The sequence below is a fragment of the Pseudomonas sp. AKS31 genome, assembly GCF_023634765.1.
In the GTDB taxonomy this organism is placed as follows: Bacteria; Pseudomonadota; Gammaproteobacteria; order Pseudomonadales; family Pseudomonadaceae; genus Aquipseudomonas.
This window is the reverse complement of the sequence record NZ_JAMLFX010000001.1, coordinates 945,773-964,440: the sequence shown is the minus strand read 5'-3', so window position 1 is coordinate 964,440 and position 18,668 is coordinate 945,773. Positions and strand designations below refer to the sequence as shown.

Below are 18,668 nucleotides of genomic sequence, written 5' to 3'. Positions count from 1 at the left end.
TCTTTCACTCAGCTCCCTGTACAGCGGAAAACAGCGGCAGGATCACCTGCGCGCATGTGCCGCGCCCGACTCGCGAACGCAGCCGCAATTCTCCCTGATGTGCCCGGGCCACAGCCTTGACCACCGTCAGGCCCAGACCGGTGCCGGTGACTTTGGTGGTAAAAAATGGCTCGCCGAGCCGCGCCAGCACCGCCGGCTCGATGCCGCTGCCACTGTCGCTGATACTCAGATGCAGGTTGTTGTCGCGGGTGTAGCAATGGACTTTCAGGCGGACGTCGGCGGCACTGGCCTGAATGGCGTTTTCGATCAGGTTCAACAGCGCTCCGACCAACGTGTCGCGGTTGCACAGCAGCTCGCCGGCATGACTGTCGCACTGCCAGCGGATGGGCAGATCCTGCACGTGCGTCAGTGCCGCCGCTTGCAGTGCCTGCATCAAGGTGTTCGGGGTGAGGCGATCGGTCAGCGGCAGCTCACCGCGAGCGAACACCAGCATGTCGCGCACCTGGTGTTCGAGTTCATGTAGACGTTCTTTCAGGCGCCCGGCGAAACGCTGCTGGGTGGCGACCGGTAATTCCTGCTCAGTCAAATGACTGGCGTAGAGCAAAGCGGCGGACAGCGGCGTGCGGATCTGATGGGCCAGCGAAGCGACCATGCGCCCCAGCGAGGACAAACGCTCGTGACGCGCCAGTTGATCCTGCAGATGACGGGTTTCTGTCAGGTCGTTGAGCAACACCAATTGCCCCGGCTCGGCGTCCAGCGAGCGGGTGGCAATCGACAGGCGTCGACCATTTTTCAGGGAAATTTCATGACCGTCGTCTTCACGCGGGGCAAAGCAACGCGCAATCACATGGCGCCACAACTCGCCCTCAAGCGGCAGGCCGAGCAGTTCGGTGGCGGCCGGATTGGCTTCGCGCACCATGCCATGACCGTCGATGACGATGACGCCACCGGGCAACAGGTCAAGGAGGTTTTGCAGGCGGTTGGCCAAGCGTTCCTTTTCCGCCAGCTCCTGCATGCGCTGGGCACTGACGACTGCGAGTTCACCCTTGAGCTCGGTCACCCGCGCTTCAAGCATGCTGTAGGAGTCCGTCAGTTGGCTGGACATCTGGCTGAACAGCTCGAATGCCTGCTCCAGGCCCTGTCGGCTTGCCTGCTCTACGGAGGACGGCTGCCCCTCGGGACTGGAGGCAGAAGACATCTGGGCGTGGGGCATTGTGCTTTCTCGCTTGGCTGACCGTCAGTTAAACGGAACGTTGCGAGGGCTGTAGCAATACCCGTGCCTAAAAAAAACTGCTTATAAATGAAGCAGTTGAAAAACAGGCGTCAATCCTCCGCCTGTTCATCTCCATCGCGTCGGCTCATGCCGTACTTGCGCATCTTCTCGACCAGGGTGGTACGACGGATACGCAGACGTTCAGCCGCACGCGCCACAATGCCATTGGCATCGTCCAGCGCCTGCTGAATCAGGCCCTGCTCCAGACCACCGAGGTAGTCTTTGAGGTCCAGGCCTTCCGGCGGCAGCATGGCGTTGGCGGTGAAGTCCGGCGTATGGCCATTGATCGCCACGCGCTCTTCGAGATCGCTGCGCAGGCTGTCGACCATCTGCTCGTCTTCGTCGTCGACGTAGCGGAATTTCTTCGGCAGTTCGACCACGCCGATCACCCCGTACGGATGCATGATCGCCATGCGCTCCACCAGGTTGGCGAGCTCGCGGACGTTGCCCGGCCAGCCGTGACGGCACAGCGACATGATGGCCGCCGAGTTGAAGCGGATCGAACCGCGCTTCTCGTGCTCCATGCGCGAAATCAGTTCGTTCATCAGCAACGGAATGTCTTCGACGCGCTCACGCAGCGGCGCCATCTCGATCGGGAACACGTTCAGGCGATAGTAGAGGTCTTCGCGGAAGGTGCCGATCTCGATCATGCTTTCGAGATTCTTGTGGGTCGCGGCGATGATGCGCACATCGACGCTCTGGGTCTTGTTGCTGCCCACGCGCTCGAAGGTGCGCTCCTGCAGCACGCGCAGCAGCTTGACTTGCATCGGCAGCGGCATGTCGCCGATTTCGTCGAGGAACAGCGTACCGCCGTTGGCCAGTTCGAAACGGCCCGCACGGCTGGTGATCGCGCCGGTGAAGGCGCCCTTCTCATGGCCGAACAGTTCGCTTTCGAGCAGCTCAGCAGGGATCGCCCCGCAGTTGACCGGCACGAACGGTGCGTCGCGGCGCTTGGAATGGTAATGCAGGTTGCGCGCAACCACTTCCTTGCCAGTGCCGGACTCACCGAGGATCAGCACGCTGGCGTCGGTGTCGGCCACTTGCTGCATCATCTGGCGCACGTGCTGGATCGCACGACTGGTGCCGACAAGGCTGCGGAACAGGTTGGGTTCGCGATGACGCCCGCGCTCGCGGGCCTGGTCGTACATCTCGCGGTAGACCTGGGCACGGTGCAGCGAATCGAGCAATTTGCTGTAGCTGGGTGGCATTTCGAGGGTCGAAAGCACTCGGCGACGCTGGTCTTCAGGCAGGTCAACGGAAGAATTATCGCCCATTAACAAAACCGGAAGGAACTCATCCCAGGTCGAGAGTGTCTTTAACAAGCCCAAAAGCGCACCAGGAGCATTAACGGTCCCGATCAGTACGCAAATGACCTCACGACTAGACGACAAAGAGCCGACTGCCTGCTGCCAGTCATGGCTGCCGCAGGGTAAATTTTCTTCGCCGAGAAAATTTAGAATCACCGCCAGGTCGCGGCGGCGGACGCTATCGTCATCGATCAGCAGAATTTTGGTTTCACGCCACATGCAATAGCAACTTCCCTAGTCAACTCAATGCCCGAAATTAGGGGCAAGCGAGACGCTTGCAGGACACCATGTGCCTGTAGACGCCTGAAATCTGAAAACAGCCACTAGTTAAGTCAAAAAACCGTGCACAGTCAAATTTATGGCGCACATGCCTGGATTAACTGGAGGTCAATTAACCAAACAGATGGTAAACCTTTGCCGCCTTTTGCGCTTGGGTGATCTGCGACATCTCGTTGGCTATCGCTTGCCGCTCACCCATGGCCACCTCAAGAAGGTCTTTGTAGACGTGGAGCAACTCCTCAAGGTTGTCGCGCAATGCGACTTCATCCAGTGCAGCCTCAGCCATGACGTCTTCCATGCAGGAACGGCAAGCCAGATCCAGCTCGCCAATGGCTTCCCAATTGCGCTCGGCCAGGGCACTGACCAACGCTTCTCGGGTATCGGCGATTCGCTGCAATACAAGACTCATGACGATCTCCTTCAGAACTGCGGAGCAGGCACAGGGGCAATAGCATCCCAGCCTTCCTTGACCGTGCTCAGCAAGCCGGCAACCTCATCAAGAATGCGCGGGTCGCTGCTGATGTTCGCCTCGGCGAGGCGCTTCATCATGTAGATATACAACCCATCCAGATCAGCCAGGGTATCTGCGCTGTTTTCCAGATCAAGGCCTTCACGCAGACCGCTGACAATGCCGATCGCCTTGCTGATCGAAGTGCATTTGCCAGGAATGTCCTTGCGCTCGATGGCGCCTTTGGCCTGAGCGATTCGGGCCAGTCCACCTTCCATCAACATTTGCACCAGACGGTGCGGGCTCGCCTCGGATGTCTGGGCGTGTGCGCCGACTTTCTGATACTGCCGAAGGGCTAACATCGGATTCATGTTCTACCTCATTGCCACAATGACTCGTATAACCAGTGTATCGCCAACGAATCACAGAACTTTAGATCAAAAGACAAAAACCCGGCGCACGCCGATAAAGCGTAGCCGGGTTTTTGTCGTGTCCGCCTGTTACTTCGCGGACTGCTGAGCGTTCAGCGAGCTGAAGAACGACGTAATGTTGCTCGCCGTAGCCTTCATCTGCCCTACCAGCAAGTCCATGGCGTTGTACTTGGCAGTCAACGTCTTGGTCAGGTTGGCGACACGCAAGTCCAGCGCCAGCTGCTGGTTGGTGAGGGTGCGCGTGTTGTTATTGAGAATGGTCAGACGCTGATCAAGCAAACCGCTGGTAACCTTACTGCCCGCCGGAGCATTGAGGTACGGATCAACCGCCTTTTTCATCCGCGCCAGCAGACCATTGGTGTCGTTGGTTCCGGTGAACAACTGCTGAACCTGGCCAGTCATGCCCGGCTGATCCATAGTCTTGTTGAACGCCGCTGTATCAAAGGTCAGGTTACCGTTGTTGCGGTCGGTCATCACACCCAACTGCGACAGCACAGACAGCGGACCACCGGCACCCGGGGCCGTCAACTGACTACGAATATCGGCAATCAGCGAACGCGGCAGCGAGTCGCCCGTGAATGCGGCCTGCACAGTCAGCTTGCCATCTTCGTCCGGTGTCGCCTTGGACAGGGTATCGATGGTCGTCTTCAGCGTGTTGTAAGCGTCGACAAACGACTGGATCGATGTCTGCAACCCTTTGGTGTTGGCATCAACGCTGACAACAGTAGGTGCGCCATTGGTTGGCGTGACCGACGTGAGATTCAGCGTCAGACCGCTGATTGCGCCGCTCACCGTGTTGCTCTTGCTGGTCACTGTCAGGCCGTCGATGGTCAGCTCGGCGTTTTGCGCAACGCCGTTGACGGCGCCCGAAGCGCCTGCTGCCGGACTGCTGCCCATCGGCTGAGTACCATCGATTTCCAGGCCGGCAATACCGCTGACGGTCATGTCAGAACCTGCGCCGGTCTTGCTCGAACTGATCACCAGGCGCGAAGACCCGGAGCTGTCGGTCACGATGTTGGCGGAAATGCCGTTGCTGCCCTGCGCCTTGTTGATGGCGTCACGGGTAGTCTGCAAGGTGGCATTGGCCGGAATGTCTACGTTGTAATCAGTGCCATTCTGACTGATTTTCAGGGTACCACTCGGAATGGCACTGGCGGCGCCGCCGGCGAAAGAGGCACTGGCAATTTTCGAGCCCGTGGCCAGCTTGTTCACCACCACGTTGTATTTTCCCGCAACCGCCGTGCTGTCGGACGTGGCGCTGAGGATATCCGTGTTGCCCGAGGTCGCCGTGAAGCCGGCAAACGCAGGATTGGTCTTGCTGCTCAGGTTGGTCATCGCCGTCTGGAATGCGGTCAGCGCACTCTTCAACGAACCGACACCGGAAATCTTCAGCGTGTTGGTTTTGGTCGCAGAATCGATCTGCGTCTGCTTGGCAGACTTGTCGGCGTTGACCAGCGCGGTGACGATCGCGCCGATGTCCAGACCGGAACCCAGTCCGGAACCCGGTAGAATTGGACTTGCCATGTGCATCTCCCTTCAGATTGTTGCCATTCTTTTGACCGTTACCAGCGTCTTGGGAACGAACAAACACTATTCATGCCAGCTATCAGACTTTCGCGTCGAACAATACGTGACTGGCATTGGCCAGACTGTCTGCCAGCTTCAAGGCTTCGGCGGAGGGAATCTGTCGAACGACCTCACCCGTCTCGCTTGCGATCACCTTGACGATGACCTTCCCGGAATGCTCATCGATCGAGAACTCCAGATTGCGCTTGATCGACTGGACAAACTTTTCGATCTCCTGCACCGCCAATTTCAATTTGGCGTCGTCCGAATCCTGACTCTTCGCAGCGACCGGCGCTTCAGTCTTGGCAACTTTAGGCGTGTCTGACGGTTTGTCAGCAACCGGCGTTACTGGCTTGGGAGCCGGATAAGACACGTTAAGCTTCACGCTCATGTCCATGCCCATCACCTCTTAACGTAAAAAGGCGAGAGAGCGCGACCAGCGCACTCCCCCGCCCAAACTCGATCCGAAATTACTGAAGCAGCTTCAGTACAGCGGAAGGCAGTTGGTTGGCTTGAGCCAGAACCGAGGTCGAAGCCTGTTGCAGGGTTTGCTGCTTGGTCAGGTTAGCAGTCTCTGCGGCGAAGTCGGTATCTTGTACGCGACCTTGTGCAGCAGTGGTGTTTTCAGTGATGTTCTGCAAGTTCTGGATGGTGCTGGTCAGACGGTTTTGCGAAGCACCCAGGCTGGCGCGGGTTGCACCGATGGCAGCGATTGCAGCGTCGATCGCGGTGATCGCGTTGTCGATGTTCTGCGAAGCGCCAGTTACGGTAGCACCGGTCAGGGACAGAGTACCGCTACCTACCGACAGGCTTACTGCGTCGAACTTGGAGCTCAGTACCAGGTCGATGTGGTTAGCCGAACCGGTGTTTGCGCCCACTTGCAGGGTCACAGTACCAGCCGAACCGTCCAGCAGGTTTTTGCCGTTCAGGTTGGTCGAAGCCGAGATACGAGTGATCTCGTCGGACATCTGAGCGAATTCAGCGTTGGTAGCGGTCTGGTCAGCAGTGCCGTTGGTACCGTTACGTGCTTTAACAGCCAGTTCACGCATACGCTGCAGAATGTCGGTAGTAGCTTGCAGAGCGCCTTCAGCGGTCTGGGCAACGGAGATACCGTCGTTGGCGTTCTGGATGGCTTGGGTGTTACCACGGATCTGCGAGGACATACGGTTCGAGATCTGCAGGCCAGCGGCGTCGTCTTTAGCGCTGTTGATTTTCAGGCCGGAAGACAGGCGCTGCATCGAAGTCGACAGAGCGTCGGAAGCGCGGTTCAGGTTCTTCTGAACGTTCAACGACGTGGTGTTGGTGTTTACTGTTAAAGCCATGACGAATTCCTCGTTGGTTGGGTACTGCGGCTTCCGGCCCTGGCAACCGCCGGGTATGGCCTAGAGAACCTTCGTAATAGTTATCGTCGGGTTTGCAGGTTGCTTGAGGGCTTTTTGAAAAAAATTTGCCATCACCCTGCCACCCCCGAGAAAACAATGACTTAGCAGTACGTCAGCCGCGAAAAAATGACGTCATAAAACCGACTGCGGCGCAAACCTGCGGGCCAGTGCTGTCGGCCTGCTCAGGCCGGTACACTTTCCAGCAACCCGATCAATTCGTATTCCATGTAATCAGCCAGCCCCAACCAGTCATGGCGCTCCTGACAATCGAACATTTGCGAGAGCACCTGCGCCCACCTCTGCTGGACATCCGCAGACCCCGATAGCAGCAACTGCTGGGCACCTTCGAATACATCGACCATGCTCAGCGCTGCCTCGACATCCCGCCCCAGCCGAAACAGACCTGCACACTGACAGCATTCACCGATGCACTTTTTCATCGCCGTCATTGCACAAACTCCTGATTGAATTGCGTCCCGGCGATCAGCGCGCCTGCCCTGCTGCTGTTGAAAAACTCAACGTGCGGATGCGCAGCGATGTAGCGCTCCAGCACACACAGATAACCACGGAAGTTGAGCTGGGTACTGACCCGCTGCCCATGCCCGTCGCGCACCCAGTGCCGCGCCTGATCAACCCCCGGCCCCAGATCGCCATCGCTCCAGCCGGCGTGAGTCTTGTTCATCGGGAAGGCGAAATCGGCGCCAAACAGGGTGATGCGGGTCGCGCCCATTTTTACCGCCAGATCCACCGCCGGATGAATCACGCTGCCGCCGACGTGGAGCAGTGCGCGCGGATGCTGTTCACGCAACCCGGCGTACACCGGACTGGCCGAGTAACCGCCATAGCGCTTGCCCTTCCAGGCCCGCAGAACTTCGGGATCGCTCATGGGCAGATACACCAGCGCAATTCCGTCGGACGCCTCGGACGGCAGATGACGGAAGCTGATGCGCTGATCAATGGTCACCACCAGATCCGGGACGATCCCGTGCTCGATCAACGGCCGATACGCCGTGTCGACACAGATGAGCAGCGGGCGCTGAACCTGGGTCCGAAGCGCTGCCAATCGCTCAAAGTGCCCCTCCAGAGTCGGCCCGGTACCGATCACGTAGATCTCGCGATCGGTGCAGGTACCGAACAACTGCGCCACATCTTCATCACCGAGCAGTACCGGCAGGCAGTCCTGCAAGCGCTGCTGAATGAACGGCGACTGCGCATCGAATTCGCGATTGTTGAACGCCAGATGGACTTCATTGACCAGCCGATCACGGATCTTCGCATTGAAGTCGTCGGCCAGCAGCATCTCGGCGGGCAGCGCAAAAAACGGCGTGAAAAAATCTTGATGATCGCCGGCGTAGAACAACTCAACGCGCGGATCTTCCAGCCACTGACGCTGATCGAGCAGTTGCACCACCAGCGCAAACAGCGCGCCATTGAGGATGTGCACGTACAAGCGTTGCAGCCCGGCGCGCTCAAGTAGCACAGCGGGCAAATCGCCGAGGCCGGTGCCATAGACGTGCAATTGCGCCTTGTCGGGCAGACTGGTCGCCTGAATCTGTGCTTCATGGAGGCGATCGTGACGACTGGTGAGTTGAATGCCGTTGATGCTCAGCGTCGAGCCTAGCCCCTCAACCAGTTGAGCAGGGACGGCCGCACTGTCTTCCGCTATCAGTCGCTCGAACAGCGCCGGCCAGCGCCGTTGCAACACCTCGGCATTGGCTTGAAAAAACTCGCTCATGGCGCCTCGCGCTCCGTTTCAGGCAAAAAAATAGCGCTCAAGGTTAACCTTGAACGCTATTTTTGTATCCGCCGTTTTTGCTCTGGCTCAAGGGCGATAGATGATCGCCGAGCCCCACGACAGACCGACACCAAAACCGCTCAGAGCAATACGCTGCCAATCGGAATCGATGACGTGTTTTTCCAGTAGCAACGGAATGCTCGACGACACGGTATTGCCGGTCTCGACCATGTCCTTGATGAACTTCTCGGGCTCGCCTTCAAAGCGCCGCGCCACGGCATCGACAATTGCCGCACTGCCCTGGTGAATGCAGAACGCATCGATGTCGTCAGCCTTGAGACCTGAATCATCCAGCAGTTCGTGCAAGTGCGCCGGGACTTTGAGCAGGGCGAAGTTGAAGACCTGACGACCGTTCATGAAGAACACGCCATCGGTGACTTTCAAATGCGGTGCGCCGGAACCGTCGGTACCGAACTTGGCCTTGCCCAGCGCCCAGGTCGGATCTTCACCCATCCACGTAGCGGTAGCGGCATCGCCAAACAGCATGGTGGTGTTGCGGTCTTCCGGATCGACGATTTTCGAATACGGATCAGCGGTGATCAGCAGGCCGTTCTTCAGGCCGGCGGCTTCCATGAAGCCCTTGATCGCGTAAATGCCGTAGACGTAACCGGAGCAGCCCAGGGAAATGTCGAAGGCGGCCACGTTGGTTGGCAGACCGAGTTTGTCCTGCACGATCGCAGCGGTGTGTGGCAAGCCTTCTTCGTCACCGTTCTGGGTGACGACGATCAACGCGTCGATCGATTCACGTTTCAGATCCGGGTTGCTGGCAAACAGCGCATTGGCCGCTTCCACGCACAGATCGGAGGTTTCTTGTTCAGCGTCTTTGCGCGGCAGGAACGCCGAACCGATCTTGCCAAGGATGAATTCTTCATCCTTCTCGAATTTTGCACCTTGTGCGTAATTGTCCACGCCGGCTACAGGAACGTAGCTCGCAATGCTTTTTATGCCAATCATTACGGCTTCCCAATAAAAAACAGCCCAAGACCACCGCTCGCAAGGATTTCGAGGGGCGCCGACAAACAGAAAACGGCCGCCACAACGGGCAGCCACGGGGAGCGCAAAGGGCTATCACTGGCATCGAAAACGAGCCAGGCGCCATCTCCCCGATCAATACAATACAGTGAAGATGCGCGTTATGACTCGCAGGTCACGCTATTTTGCCGAATCGGCGCAGATCGGGTTATTCGACCAACGACCAGTCCAGCGGCGTGCCGCGCTTGATCGGCGCGCGCGCGCGGCGGCCGAGGACGGTGTCGGTGTGCTTGGGCGGCAAGCCGAGACCGGGGCGAATCGCGCGCAGATTGTCCCCGCTAAAGGTGTCACCGGCGGCCATGTCGGCCGTGACGTACAGCGAGCGGCGATAGACCAGCGACTTGCGCTCGGCCTCGGTAACGCCGTAATGCACCTGGCCCATGGCTTGCCAGGCGCGCTCGGTTTCCACCACCAGGCTGGCCATTTCTGCCGGCTCCAGGGAAAAACTGGCATCGACGCCACCCGCTGAACGGTCGAGGGTGAAGTGCTTCTCCACCACCGTTGCTCCCAGCGCCACCGCCGCCACCGACACGCCGACACCCATCGAGTGATCCGACAGCCCCACCTCACAACCAAACAACTCACGCAGGTGAGGAATCGTGCGCACGTTGCTGTTGAGCGGTGTCGCCGGGTAGGTGCTGGTGCATTTGAGCAAGACCAGATCCTTGCAGCCGGCTTCGCGCGCGGCGCGCACGGTTTCATCCAGCTCGGCGATGCTGGCCATGCCCGTGGAGATGATCAGTGGTTTGCCGGTGGCGGCCACGCGGCGAATCAACGGCAAGTCAGTGTTCTCGAAACTGGCGATCTTGTACGCCGGCACGTCAAGGCTTTCGAGAAAGTCGACAGCGCTGTCATCGAACGGGGTGGAGAACGCGAGCAGGCCCAGCTCTTTGGCCCGGGCAAAAATCGGCGCGTGCCATTCCCAAGGCGTGTGGGCTTTTTCATACAAGTCGTAGAGCGAAGTGCCCGCCCACAGACTACCCGGATCCTTGATGAAGAATTCGCCTTCAGCCAGATCCAGGGTCATGGTCTCGGCGGTGTAGGTTTGCAGCTTCAAGGCATGCGCGCCGGCCTTGGCCGCCGCTTCGACGATTTGCAGGGCCACGTCCAGCGACTGGTTATGGTTGCCGCTCATCTCGGCGATGATTAAGGGCGGCGCATCGGCACCGATCAAGCGGTTGCCGATCTTGAAACTAGTCATGAGGGTGATCCTTCAAAACACGGGTGAACGTACAGGCACTCTGAGTGAAGCCGGCGTCACGAAACACATTCAACGAGGCACGATTGCCCGGCAATACCTGAGCGGTAATGGCGGTCACTTGCGGCCAGTGACGAGAGACGAATGCTTCGCCGCGCGCCAGCAACGACCGGCCCCAACCCAGCCCGAAACGGCCCTCAAGCAGGTAGATCGACACTTCGGCAACAAACCCGCGCAGGTCGTAACGCAGAACACCGACCGGGCCGTCGTCGGCCTCGGCGATCAGCAGCAAACGCTGCGGGTTGCGCAAACTGGCAGTCAGCCAATTGACGTGCTGCACCCAGTCAATTTCCGCGTTTGTCAGCGACCAGCGGCGTACCGTCTCGGCATTGCGGCCATCGAACAACAGTTGCGCATCCTCCTGCGTGGCGGGCCGGATAGTCAGCACTGCGCCGGACAACGCAGCAGCCACGCGCAATGCGCCGCGCCCGTCGACCAATTGCCGCGAGCGTTCCGCCAGGCTCTGGCGCAAATAATAATTGCCGGCGACGAAGCCGATAGCGTCGCGCAACTGTTCGACACTGACCTGCTCACGGGCGCCCATGAACACATGCGCTCCCGCTGCGGCCATGACTTCGCCGTTGGCCTGCTGATTGTTCGACACGGCGATGCAGATCGTCGGCAGCCCCATCGCTGCGCGCTCCCAACTGGTGCCGCCACCGGCGCCGATAAACAGATCGGCCTCGGTCATGCGCTGGTGGAAATCACTGACAAAACTGTGCAGGCGCCAATGCGGGCGCGTCTCGGCCAAGGCTTGCATCTGCGCCCACGCCGGGTTGTCGGCACCGGCGACAAAATCCACTTGCAGCTCGGTGAAATCCGCCAGAGCAAGCATCGCGTGATGGGTTTGCATGGCCGCGTCGAAGCCGCCGAAATTCACCAATACCCGGTGCGCCGTGGCTTTGATCGCAATGGCCGGGCCATTGAATTCTTCGCGCAACATCGCATAACGCGGACCCAGCAACGTGCGGCAGCCCTCGGGCAGCAATGGTGCGTAGTTTTCGCTGAGACCGGACAGATTCTGATTGAGCAGCAGATCAACGCGGTAATGCCGGGTGGCCAGATCATCCACCGCTGCAATTCGACGCGCCCAGCGCCGTGCAGCGGTCTGCCAGTGATGATCGAGGCCGTAGTGGTCGACGATGATCCAGTCGTATTCGGCCTCGCCTTCGAGCAGCAGGCCCAGCGCTTCGATGTCAGCTTGCCACGGCAACATCGACTCAATGGCTTGCTGCGGATCTTCATCGACGTATCGATCAGGCAGCGCGAAGGTTTCGAAGCCTTCGGCATCCAGCGCATCGAGGCGATGCCCTGGCAGGCGTCGGCAGGCGAACGCGACATGGCTACCTTGCGCACGCAGCACCCGCGCCAGCGTCAGACAACGGGCAATGTGACCACTGCCGATGGTCGGCGAGGCGTCGGCGCGAATCAGCACTCTCATTGCAGTTCTCCGCCAGCCTTGAGCGCGGCGTAAAGGTATTCGGCGCGTTTCCAGTCTTGTGGCGTGTCGATGTCCTGGACCAGATGCCGAGGCAGAATCACCGGCAGACTGGCTGGCGAATAAAGCACCTCGCCGCGCAGCCAGGCCTCACGACGGCCCCAATAGAACTGACCGGCATCCTGAAAGGCTTCGGGCAAATCCTGCGAGCGGGTGTTGCGGAACTCGGGATACAACGCGCGCAAGGCGCCCTGCTCGTCCAGCGTCAATGCCCGTTGCACCGGAAAGCCGAAATCGCAAACGGAGAACGCAAACGACTTGTCTGCATGCCGTTCCAGCAACTCCATGCCTTCACGTAGATAACGCACCTGCAACAGCGGTGCCGTAGCGTAAATGCAGCAAGCGAAATCGAAGGATGGCAGTTGCTCCAGCGCATGCACGATAACCGCAGCAGTGCCGGTGAAATCATCGGCCAGCGCCGCCGGGCGCATGAATGGCACCTGCGCACCGTGCGCTCGCGCCACCTCAGCAATCTCGGCATCATCAGTGCTGACCACCACCTGGTCGAACAGGCCTGATTCGAGCGCAGTGCGGATCGAACGGACAATCATCGGCACGCCGTCGAACGGCGACAGATTCTTGCGCGGAATGCGTTTGCTACCGCCTCGGGCCGGGATGATTGCGACGTTGCTCAAGGGCGCTTTTCCAGCAGGAACCAGGTGATGTCGTCCGCCGGAAATTGCGGATCGCGGTGATAGACGAAACCATAATCCAGCAGATGCAGATCGGCAAAGCGATCGAGCATCTCACCGGCGAAATCACGTTTGAACAGCTTGCCGCTGTTGCCACGATAGGACACCTCCACCGGTGCCGGATTGTAATACTCGGCAATCAGGATGTAGCGCTGGCTCAACTCATACAACTGCGCATAAGCCGTCGGCAACAGCTCGGGGGCCAAGTGAATCAGCACGCCTTTGATCAACGTCAGGTCATAGCGACGCTCGCGCGGGAAATCGAACAGCGAGCCTTGCCAGATCTGTGCAATGTCCAACGCCCGTGCCTGAGCACAAGCGCTTTCATTGATCTCGACGCCGAACAGTTCACAACGCGGCAGCAGTTGATGCAACGCCTGCAAATTGTTGCCGACGTTGGTGCCCAGTTCGACCAGGCTCTCGATGCCTGCGGCACGGCTCAGCGCTTTGGCAAACAACGCCAGATTCGCCGCCACCAGCGGTTGCCCGACATTGCGCGCAACGTACTGGTTACCGAAGTCGCCCTGCCAGAACTTTTCCTGCTCACTCAAATTCCGCATTGCAGCTACTCATCCATTGCCTCGGTGGCAATTATTCGGTCAGCCGACGCAATTGCTCGACCACGTAATCCTGTTGTTCATCGCTCAACAGCGGAAACAGCGGCAGGCTGATCGCCTCGGCGTAATAACGCTCGGCTTCAGGGAAGTCACCCTCGGCGAAACCCAGGTCACGATAGTACGGCTGCAGGTGCACAGGAATGTAGTGCAGATTCACGCCAACACCGGCAGCACGCAAGCCTTCAAACACCTGACGGTGGCTGTGACTGATGCGGTCTGTCTGCAGCCGAATCACATACAGATGCCAAGCCGACTCCGCCTCCGGCTGAGGGCTGGGCAACGTCACCGGCAAGTAAGTCAACAGGCGATCGTAACGGGCCGCCAGTTCGCGGCGCCGGGCGATGAACTCGTCGAGTTTGCTCAGTTGCGACAGACCCAGCGCGGCTTGCAGATCGGTGATGCGGTAATTGAACCCCAGCTCGATCTGTTGGTAGTACCACGGGCCGTGGCTCGGCTCGCTCATCTGCTGCGGATCGCGGGTCATGCCGTGGCAGCGCAGGCGTTGCAGGCGTTCGGCCAGCTCCGGACGATTGGTCAACACCATGCCGCCCTCGGCGCTGGTGATGATCTTCACCGGGTGAAAACTGAACACCGTCATCGCCGCGAATTGACCGCAGCCGACCGGGCGTCCCGCATAGGACGCACCGACCGCATGAGACGCATCTTCGATCACCGTGAAGTTGTAGCGCTCGGCCAGTTCGGCAATCTTGCGCATGTCGCAGCTCTGCCCGGAGAACGCCACCGCCACCAGCACTTTTGGCAAAGTGCCGTCCTGCTCGGCCTGATCGAGTTTCGCTTCGAGGGCGAACGCATCGAGGTTCCAGGTCAGCGGGTCGATGTCGACGAAATCAACGTCGGCACCGCAATAGCGTCCACAGTTGGCCGAGGCAAGAAAGGTGTTCGGCGTCGTCCACAACCGATCGCCCGGCCCCAGGCCTGCGGCCAGGCAGGCAATGTGCAGCGCCGCGGTGGCGTTGCACACCGCGACGGCGAAGTCGGCCTGGCAACGCTCGGCCATCGCCTGCTCGAAACGCTCGATGCTCGGCCCTTGGGTCAGCCAGTCCGACTGCAGCACTTGGACGACGGCATCGATGTCTGCCTGATCGAGGCTTTGCCGACCGTAGGGGATCATACCGAGAGCTTCGCGTGCAGATCAGCGATCTGCCCGACCGAGAGGAAATGCGGATTGGTGTCGGAGCGATACTCGAAATCCTCGCTCACGGCACGCCCCTGCTCGCCAAGTCTGTCGACGGCAAAATCGACATCGACGCTGGTAAAGCGAATCGACGGCTGGATGGTGTAGTGGTCTTCGAACTCGAGGGTCATCCGTGCATCGTCCAGCGGCACCATCAATTCATGGAGCTTCTCGCCGGGACGAATGCCGACATTCTTGTGCGGCAGCTGTGCAGCCATGCCGCGCGCCAGATCGACAATGCGGATCGATGGAATCTTCGGCACGAACACTTCACCGCCATGCATCCGCGCGAAGCTGTCGAGGACGAACTGCACGCCGTGGTCGAGGGTGATCCAGAACCGCGTCATGCGTTCGTCGGTGATCGGCAGTTCCTGTGCGCCATCGGCGATCAGCTTGCTGAAGAACGGCACCACCGAACCGCGCGAACCCGCCACATTGCCGTAGCGCACCACGGCAAAACGGGTTTCCTGCTCGCCGGCAATATTGTTGGCGGCGACGAACAATTTGTCCGAGAGCAACTTGGTCGCGCCGTACAGGTTGATCGGGCTGGCGGCTTTATCGGTCGACAGCGCCACAACCTTTTTCACACCATTATCGATGGCGGCAGCAATGATGTTCTCAGCGCCATTGACGTTGGTGCGAATGCATTCGGTCGGGTTGTATTCCGCCGCCGGCACTTGCTTCAACGCGGCGGCATGCACCACGTAGTCGATGCCGCGCATGGCCTGACGCAGACGGTCAGCATCACGCACGTCACCGATGAAATAACGCATGCACGGCGCGTTGAACGTCTGCTGCATTTCGTACTGCTTCAGCTCATCGCGGGAGAACACCACCACGCGCTTGGGCTGATATTGCTCCAGCAGACGGGCGATGAATTTGCGCCCGAACGAGCCGGTGCCGCCAGAGATGAAAATCGATTTACCGTTGAACATAGGCTGATTCCTGTCCGGCGCGCTTAAGCGAGCAACTGTGCCCAGTTGATCGAGGCATTGTCACCGAGGGTGAAACCTTTGCCGCTCAGCGCCAGGTTGGCGTTGTAAGCCGGATCCTGCGCGAAGACGCCGCTCCATTTCTCCCGCAGCGCCGCCAATGCTTCTGGCGCCTGCGGCAACTCGCCGGTATGCAGCACCTGCACCAACGGCGTCCACACGGTGAGGTAACCGGCCTGACTCGCCTTGAGGCACAGATCGACATCGGCATAAGCCTCGACGAACGTCACTTCATCCAGCCCGCCAAGGGCGTTGAACAGCTCTTTGCGCACCATCAGGCAGACCTTCGACACGGCCGAGTAATTCTGCTCGACGGCCAAGCGATGCATGTACCCGGCTGCTGCGTGACTTTCGCCGATGAAGGCCGAACCCACGCCGTCGTTCAGGCCAAGAATCAAACCGGCCTGGGCCACCTTGCCGTCACGGTCGACCAATTTCGCACCGACGATGCCCACTTCCGGACGCTGGGCGTGGTTGAGCAGCGAGTCGATCCAGTTCGGGTTGACGATTTCACTGTCTGCGGCCAACAGCACCAGGTACTCGCCCTGAGCCTGCTCGCTGGCGGCGTTGTACAACGCAACCTCGCTCAGTGGTTGATCGGCACGCAGCACATTGACCTTGGCGTGGCGCAGGGTGCCCAGCCAGTCGTTGACCGCTGCCGACTGATGGGCGTTTGCCGCCAGCAATACTTCATAACGGCTGTAACGGGTTCTGAGCAACACGCCTTCCAGGCAACGACGCAGCATCGGCAGATCATCGATGACCGGCAGAATGATCGATACCAGTGGTTGCTCGGTGTGACGGTAATCGATTTGCCAAGTGCCCGGCGCCGTCGACGTGACCTTGGCCTTGTAGCCGCGATTGCCCAGATGACGCAGCAACGCCTGACGTTCATGGGCGTTTTCTTCAAGTTCCGCTGCCTGCGTGATCAGCAACGGCTCGTCGAGATGCGCCAGACCGTCGAGGCCACCCTGCTCGATGATGCGCAACAGCAGGTCGAATTCCAGCGCTTTGCTGAAGTCAGCCTGATATCCGCCAACTTCAAGCAACACTTCGCGGCGGATCAACCAGTGGCGGGCCATCAGTGCCGGCACGCTTTGCAGCAGGTCCAGATTGAAACCGGGACGGAACACGTCAACCAGCGCGCCATTGTCCTTGCGCTGGATTTCATCGGTGGCCACCGCACGCACACCTTCGGCAGACATCAGCTCCAGGCTGGCGCGCAACAGGCCGCTGGCGGTGAATTGATCGCCCGCCTCACCCAGCAGCAACCAATCGCTTGGCGACTGCTGAGCGCTCTGGTTGAGCTTGTCGACAAAGTTGCTTTGGGTGACACGGACAAAGTGCAGGGTGTTTTGCGCGGTCGTCGCCGCCGGCGCTTCGCCGGTAGTGAACACGACAATCCTGAACGCTTTGCAGTGACCTTCCAGCAGGCTGTCGAGCGACACCTGCAACTTGTCGATGTCGTTGTCCAGATCGAGCAGGAAAATGCCGAATTGCGGGCCACCGCCTTCAGTCGCCAGATGTTGGCCGATCGACTCAAGTTGTTCGATCGCCGGCGCGCGAGCCGCCAGCCACTGCAACAGGCGACCGGATTTCATCTTATCGAAGACCGGCTGATGATCTTCGACCGTCAGCGCTTCGAGGCGGGCGATCCACTCGTGCATGGCTTGCGCGGCATTGTCGTCGCCGAGGATGTCCAGTTGCGCCGCCAGGCGTTTGACCACGGTCTGGTTGAACGCATTGAGGTCATGGGCCTGCCACAAGCGGTCAACCACACTTTCCGGCGTATCGTTGTTGCGCGCCTGCAGCAGGTGCGCCTGACGCGTCCACACACCTTCCAGCCCTTCCAGCTGGAGACGGCCGGCCGGCAGGGTGTGCAACATGAATTCGAACTGTTCCAGACGATCGAAGAATGCCTGGTTGTAGAACGGCATCTCGACGTACTGCAGCGGGCCAAAACGACGATCCGGCGCCTTCAGTTCCTGGTTCCAGGTCGATTCGATAATCAGCTCGGCAGTCAGCGCCCGTCCGGACTTCAGGCTGTCAGCCATCGCCTCGAAACTCTCCAGGGCAAAGGCCTTGGCCTGCCCGGCATCCAGCCCTTCGATAGCGGTAGGCAGCGAGACGAGGAAATCGGCAAACGCCTCTCGTTCGGCGACCGATTTGGCGTCGACGTAGGTCAGCGAGTGATACACATCGGTATTGTGCTCGGAGACACCGTAGTTGATCTCGCGCACGACGTACGGAATCGGCAGGATGCGGGCCTTGGCACTGGCCAGCAGGAAATAGACGTGGCCGATTTCCTGCCACTGGAAATTGGTCCCCGGCGGCAACGCCGAGTGCCAGGTTTTCATCAGATCAGTACGGGTCACCGCGTAGAACGGCGGGATGTACTGGTTCATGTAATCGAGGACGCGCTCCTGCGCCCGCTCCGACGCATAGTCTTCCTGGACTTTCTTGTCGCGACGGTAGTAGTTCACGCCATGAGCCAGTGACAGGTACATCAGGCAATAGCCGTGACACATCCCGTAATCAGGGTTGGCATGCAGGAAACCGACGGACTCTGCCAGCGAATCATGCAGGATGAAATCGTCGTCGGCCGCCAGCACCATGTATGGCGTGGTCAGTTTCTCCACGCCATACGCCAGTTTGGCCTGCATGCCCCAGTACGCGAACTGCGGCACATGGTGGTAATCGACGGCGTCAAAGTCGCCTTCAGGTCGTTCGAGTGTCGAATCGAGCACCATGATTCTGCAGGGCAAGCTGCTGTAATACTTGACCGCCCGGCGCAAAAACGCCGGCCGATTGTGAGTAATCAGGACGACGGTCAATAGCTCTTCGAGCGGTAGCGCCAGTTCAGAACTGTACTTGCCTTGCATAACTTCTCTCCACAACCGGCG

17 protein-coding genes are annotated in these 18,668 nt (G+C 59.5%); all 17 read right to left on the bottom strand.

Annotated elements, in window-relative coordinates; translation table 11 throughout:
• Positions 1–4: 4 nt before the first annotated feature.
• Complete coding sequence (locus M9827_RS04365; protein WP_250604210.1) at positions 5–1,198, bottom strand: sensor histidine kinase; 1,194 nt, start codon at positions 1,196–1,198, stop codon at positions 5–7.
• Positions 1,199–1,323: 125 nt separating this feature from the next.
• Positions 1,324–2,799, bottom strand: a complete 1,476-nt coding sequence (locus tag M9827_RS04360; RefSeq protein WP_007920053.1) for a sigma-54 dependent transcriptional regulator — start codon at positions 2,797–2,799, stop codon at positions 1,324–1,326.
• A gap of 172 nt (positions 2,800–2,971) precedes the next feature.
• Positions 2,972–3,268 carry a flagellar protein FliT gene (gene fliT, locus M9827_RS04355; RefSeq protein ID WP_250603742.1) on the bottom strand — a complete coding sequence of 99 codons (297 nt, stop codon included), beginning with the start codon at positions 3,266–3,268 and terminating at the stop codon, positions 2,972–2,974.
• Between the two features lie 11 nt (positions 3,269–3,279).
• Entirely contained in the window at positions 3,280–3,678 is a 399-nt protein-coding gene (fliS, locus tag M9827_RS04350) for a flagellar export chaperone FliS (protein WP_095191145.1), read from the bottom strand.
• A 129-nt stretch (positions 3,679–3,807) separates the two neighbouring features.
• Positions 3,808–5,262 carry a flagellar filament capping protein FliD gene (fliD, locus tag M9827_RS04345; RefSeq protein ID WP_250603740.1) on the bottom strand — a complete coding sequence of 485 codons (1,455 nt, stop codon included), beginning with the start codon at positions 5,260–5,262 and terminating at the stop codon, positions 3,808–3,810.
• 82 nt (positions 5,263–5,344) lie between these two features.
• Entirely contained in the window at positions 5,345–5,701 is a 357-nt protein-coding gene (locus tag M9827_RS04340; protein ID WP_250603738.1) for a flagellar protein FlaG, read from the bottom strand.
• Positions 5,702–5,774: 73 nt separating this feature from the next.
• Complete coding sequence (locus M9827_RS04335; protein ID WP_007920059.1) at positions 5,775–6,626, bottom strand: flagellin domain-containing protein; 852 nt, start codon at positions 6,624–6,626, stop codon at positions 5,775–5,777.
• Positions 6,627–6,868: 242 nt separating this feature from the next.
• Positions 6,869–7,135: a hypothetical protein gene (locus M9827_RS04330; protein WP_250603736.1), complete on the bottom strand. Its 267-nt coding sequence runs from the start codon at positions 7,133–7,135 to the stop codon at positions 6,869–6,871.
• Positions 7,132–8,421 carry a motility associated factor glycosyltransferase family protein gene (locus M9827_RS04325; RefSeq protein WP_250603734.1) on the bottom strand — a complete coding sequence of 430 codons (1,290 nt, stop codon included), beginning with the start codon at positions 8,419–8,421 and terminating at the stop codon, positions 7,132–7,134. The genes M9827_RS04330 and M9827_RS04325 overlap by 4 nt, the downstream gene beginning before the upstream one ends.
• 87 nt (positions 8,422–8,508) lie before the next feature.
• On the bottom strand, positions 8,509–9,435 hold the full coding sequence (locus M9827_RS04320) for a ketoacyl-ACP synthase III (protein ID WP_007920064.1): 927 nt from the start codon (positions 9,433–9,435) through the stop codon (positions 8,509–8,511).
• A 226-nt stretch (positions 9,436–9,661) separates the two neighbouring features.
• Positions 9,662–10,714: a pseudaminic acid synthase gene (gene pseI / locus M9827_RS04315; protein WP_250603732.1), complete on the bottom strand. Its 1,053-nt coding sequence runs from the start codon at positions 10,712–10,714 to the stop codon at positions 9,662–9,664.
• Positions 10,707–12,212 (bottom strand): UDP-2,4-diacetamido-2,4,6-trideoxy-beta-L-altropyranose hydrolase, encoded by a 1,506-nt coding sequence (gene pseG / locus M9827_RS04310; protein ID WP_250603730.1) that lies wholly within the window; start codon positions 12,210–12,212, stop codon positions 10,707–10,709. The genes pseI and pseG overlap by 8 nt, the downstream gene beginning before the upstream one ends.
• Positions 12,209–12,904, bottom strand: a complete 696-nt coding sequence (gene pseF / locus M9827_RS04305) for a pseudaminic acid cytidylyltransferase (RefSeq protein ID WP_250603728.1) — start codon at positions 12,902–12,904, stop codon at positions 12,209–12,211. The genes pseG and pseF overlap by 4 nt, the downstream gene beginning before the upstream one ends.
• Entirely contained in the window at positions 12,901–13,521 is a 621-nt protein-coding gene (locus tag M9827_RS04300) for a pseudaminic acid biosynthesis-associated methylase (RefSeq protein WP_250603726.1), read from the bottom strand. Before M9827_RS04300 ends, pseF begins: the two co-directional genes overlap by 4 nt.
• A 31-nt stretch (positions 13,522–13,552) precedes the next feature.
• Positions 13,553–14,710, bottom strand: a complete 1,158-nt coding sequence (gene pseC, locus M9827_RS04295) for a UDP-4-amino-4,6-dideoxy-N-acetyl-beta-L-altrosamine transaminase (RefSeq protein ID WP_250603724.1) — start codon at positions 14,708–14,710, stop codon at positions 13,553–13,555.
• Positions 14,707–15,708 (bottom strand): UDP-N-acetylglucosamine 4,6-dehydratase (inverting), encoded by a 1,002-nt coding sequence (pseB, locus tag M9827_RS04290; protein ID WP_250603722.1) that lies wholly within the window; start codon positions 15,706–15,708, stop codon positions 14,707–14,709. Before pseB ends, pseC begins: the two co-directional genes overlap by 4 nt.
• 23 nt (positions 15,709–15,731) lie before the next feature.
• Positions 15,732–18,647: a TIGR00180 family glycosyltransferase gene (locus tag M9827_RS04285; RefSeq protein WP_250603720.1), complete on the bottom strand. Its 2,916-nt coding sequence runs from the start codon at positions 18,645–18,647 to the stop codon at positions 15,732–15,734.
• Positions 18,648–18,668: the final 21 nt, after the last annotated feature.

Excerpts from the sequence above, each read along its gene's own strand:
- M9827_RS04365 (WP_250604210.1), bottom strand. The coding sequence starts at position 1,198 with ATGTCTTCTGCCTCCAGTCCCGAGGGGCAGCCGTCCTCCGTAGAGCAG.
- M9827_RS04360 (WP_007920053.1), bottom strand. The coding sequence starts at position 2,799 with ATGTGGCGTGAAACCAAAATTCTGCTGATCGATGACGATAGCGTCCGC.
- fliT (WP_250603742.1), bottom strand. The coding sequence starts at position 3,268 with ATGAGTCTTGTATTGCAGCGAATCGCCGATACCCGAGAAGCGTTGGTC.
- fliS (WP_095191145.1), bottom strand. The coding sequence starts at position 3,678 with ATGAATCCGATGTTAGCCCTTCGGCAGTATCAGAAAGTCGGCGCACAC.
- fliD (WP_250603740.1), bottom strand. The coding sequence starts at position 5,262 with ATGGCAAGTCCAATTCTACCGGGTTCCGGACTGGGTTCCGGTCTGGAC.
- M9827_RS04340 (WP_250603738.1), bottom strand. The coding sequence starts at position 5,701 with ATGGACATGAGCGTGAAGCTTAACGTGTCTTATCCGGCTCCCAAGCCA.
- M9827_RS04335 (WP_007920059.1), bottom strand. The coding sequence starts at position 6,626 with ATGGCTTTAACAGTAAACACCAACACCACGTCGTTGAACGTTCAGAAG.
- M9827_RS04330 (WP_250603736.1), bottom strand. The coding sequence starts at position 7,135 with ATGACGGCGATGAAAAAGTGCATCGGTGAATGCTGTCAGTGTGCAGGT.
- M9827_RS04325 (WP_250603734.1), bottom strand. The coding sequence starts at position 8,421 with ATGAGCGAGTTTTTTCAAGCCAATGCCGAGGTGTTGCAACGGCGCTGG.
- M9827_RS04320 (WP_007920064.1), bottom strand. The coding sequence starts at position 9,435 with ATGATTGGCATAAAAAGCATTGCGAGCTACGTTCCTGTAGCCGGCGTG.
- pseI (WP_250603732.1), bottom strand. The coding sequence starts at position 10,714 with ATGACTAGTTTCAAGATCGGCAACCGCTTGATCGGTGCCGATGCGCCG.
- pseG (WP_250603730.1), bottom strand. The coding sequence starts at position 12,212 with ATGAGAGTGCTGATTCGCGCCGACGCCTCGCCGACCATCGGCAGTGGT.
- M9827_RS04300 (WP_250603726.1), bottom strand. The coding sequence starts at position 13,521 with ATGCGGAATTTGAGTGAGCAGGAAAAGTTCTGGCAGGGCGACTTCGGT.
- pseC (WP_250603724.1), bottom strand. The coding sequence starts at position 14,710 with ATGATCCCCTACGGTCGGCAAAGCCTCGATCAGGCAGACATCGATGCC.
- pseB (WP_250603722.1), bottom strand. The coding sequence starts at position 15,708 with ATGTTCAACGGTAAATCGATTTTCATCTCTGGCGGCACCGGCTCGTTC.
- M9827_RS04285 (WP_250603720.1), bottom strand. The coding sequence starts at position 18,647 with ATGCAAGGCAAGTACAGTTCTGAACTGGCGCTACCGCTCGAAGAGCTA.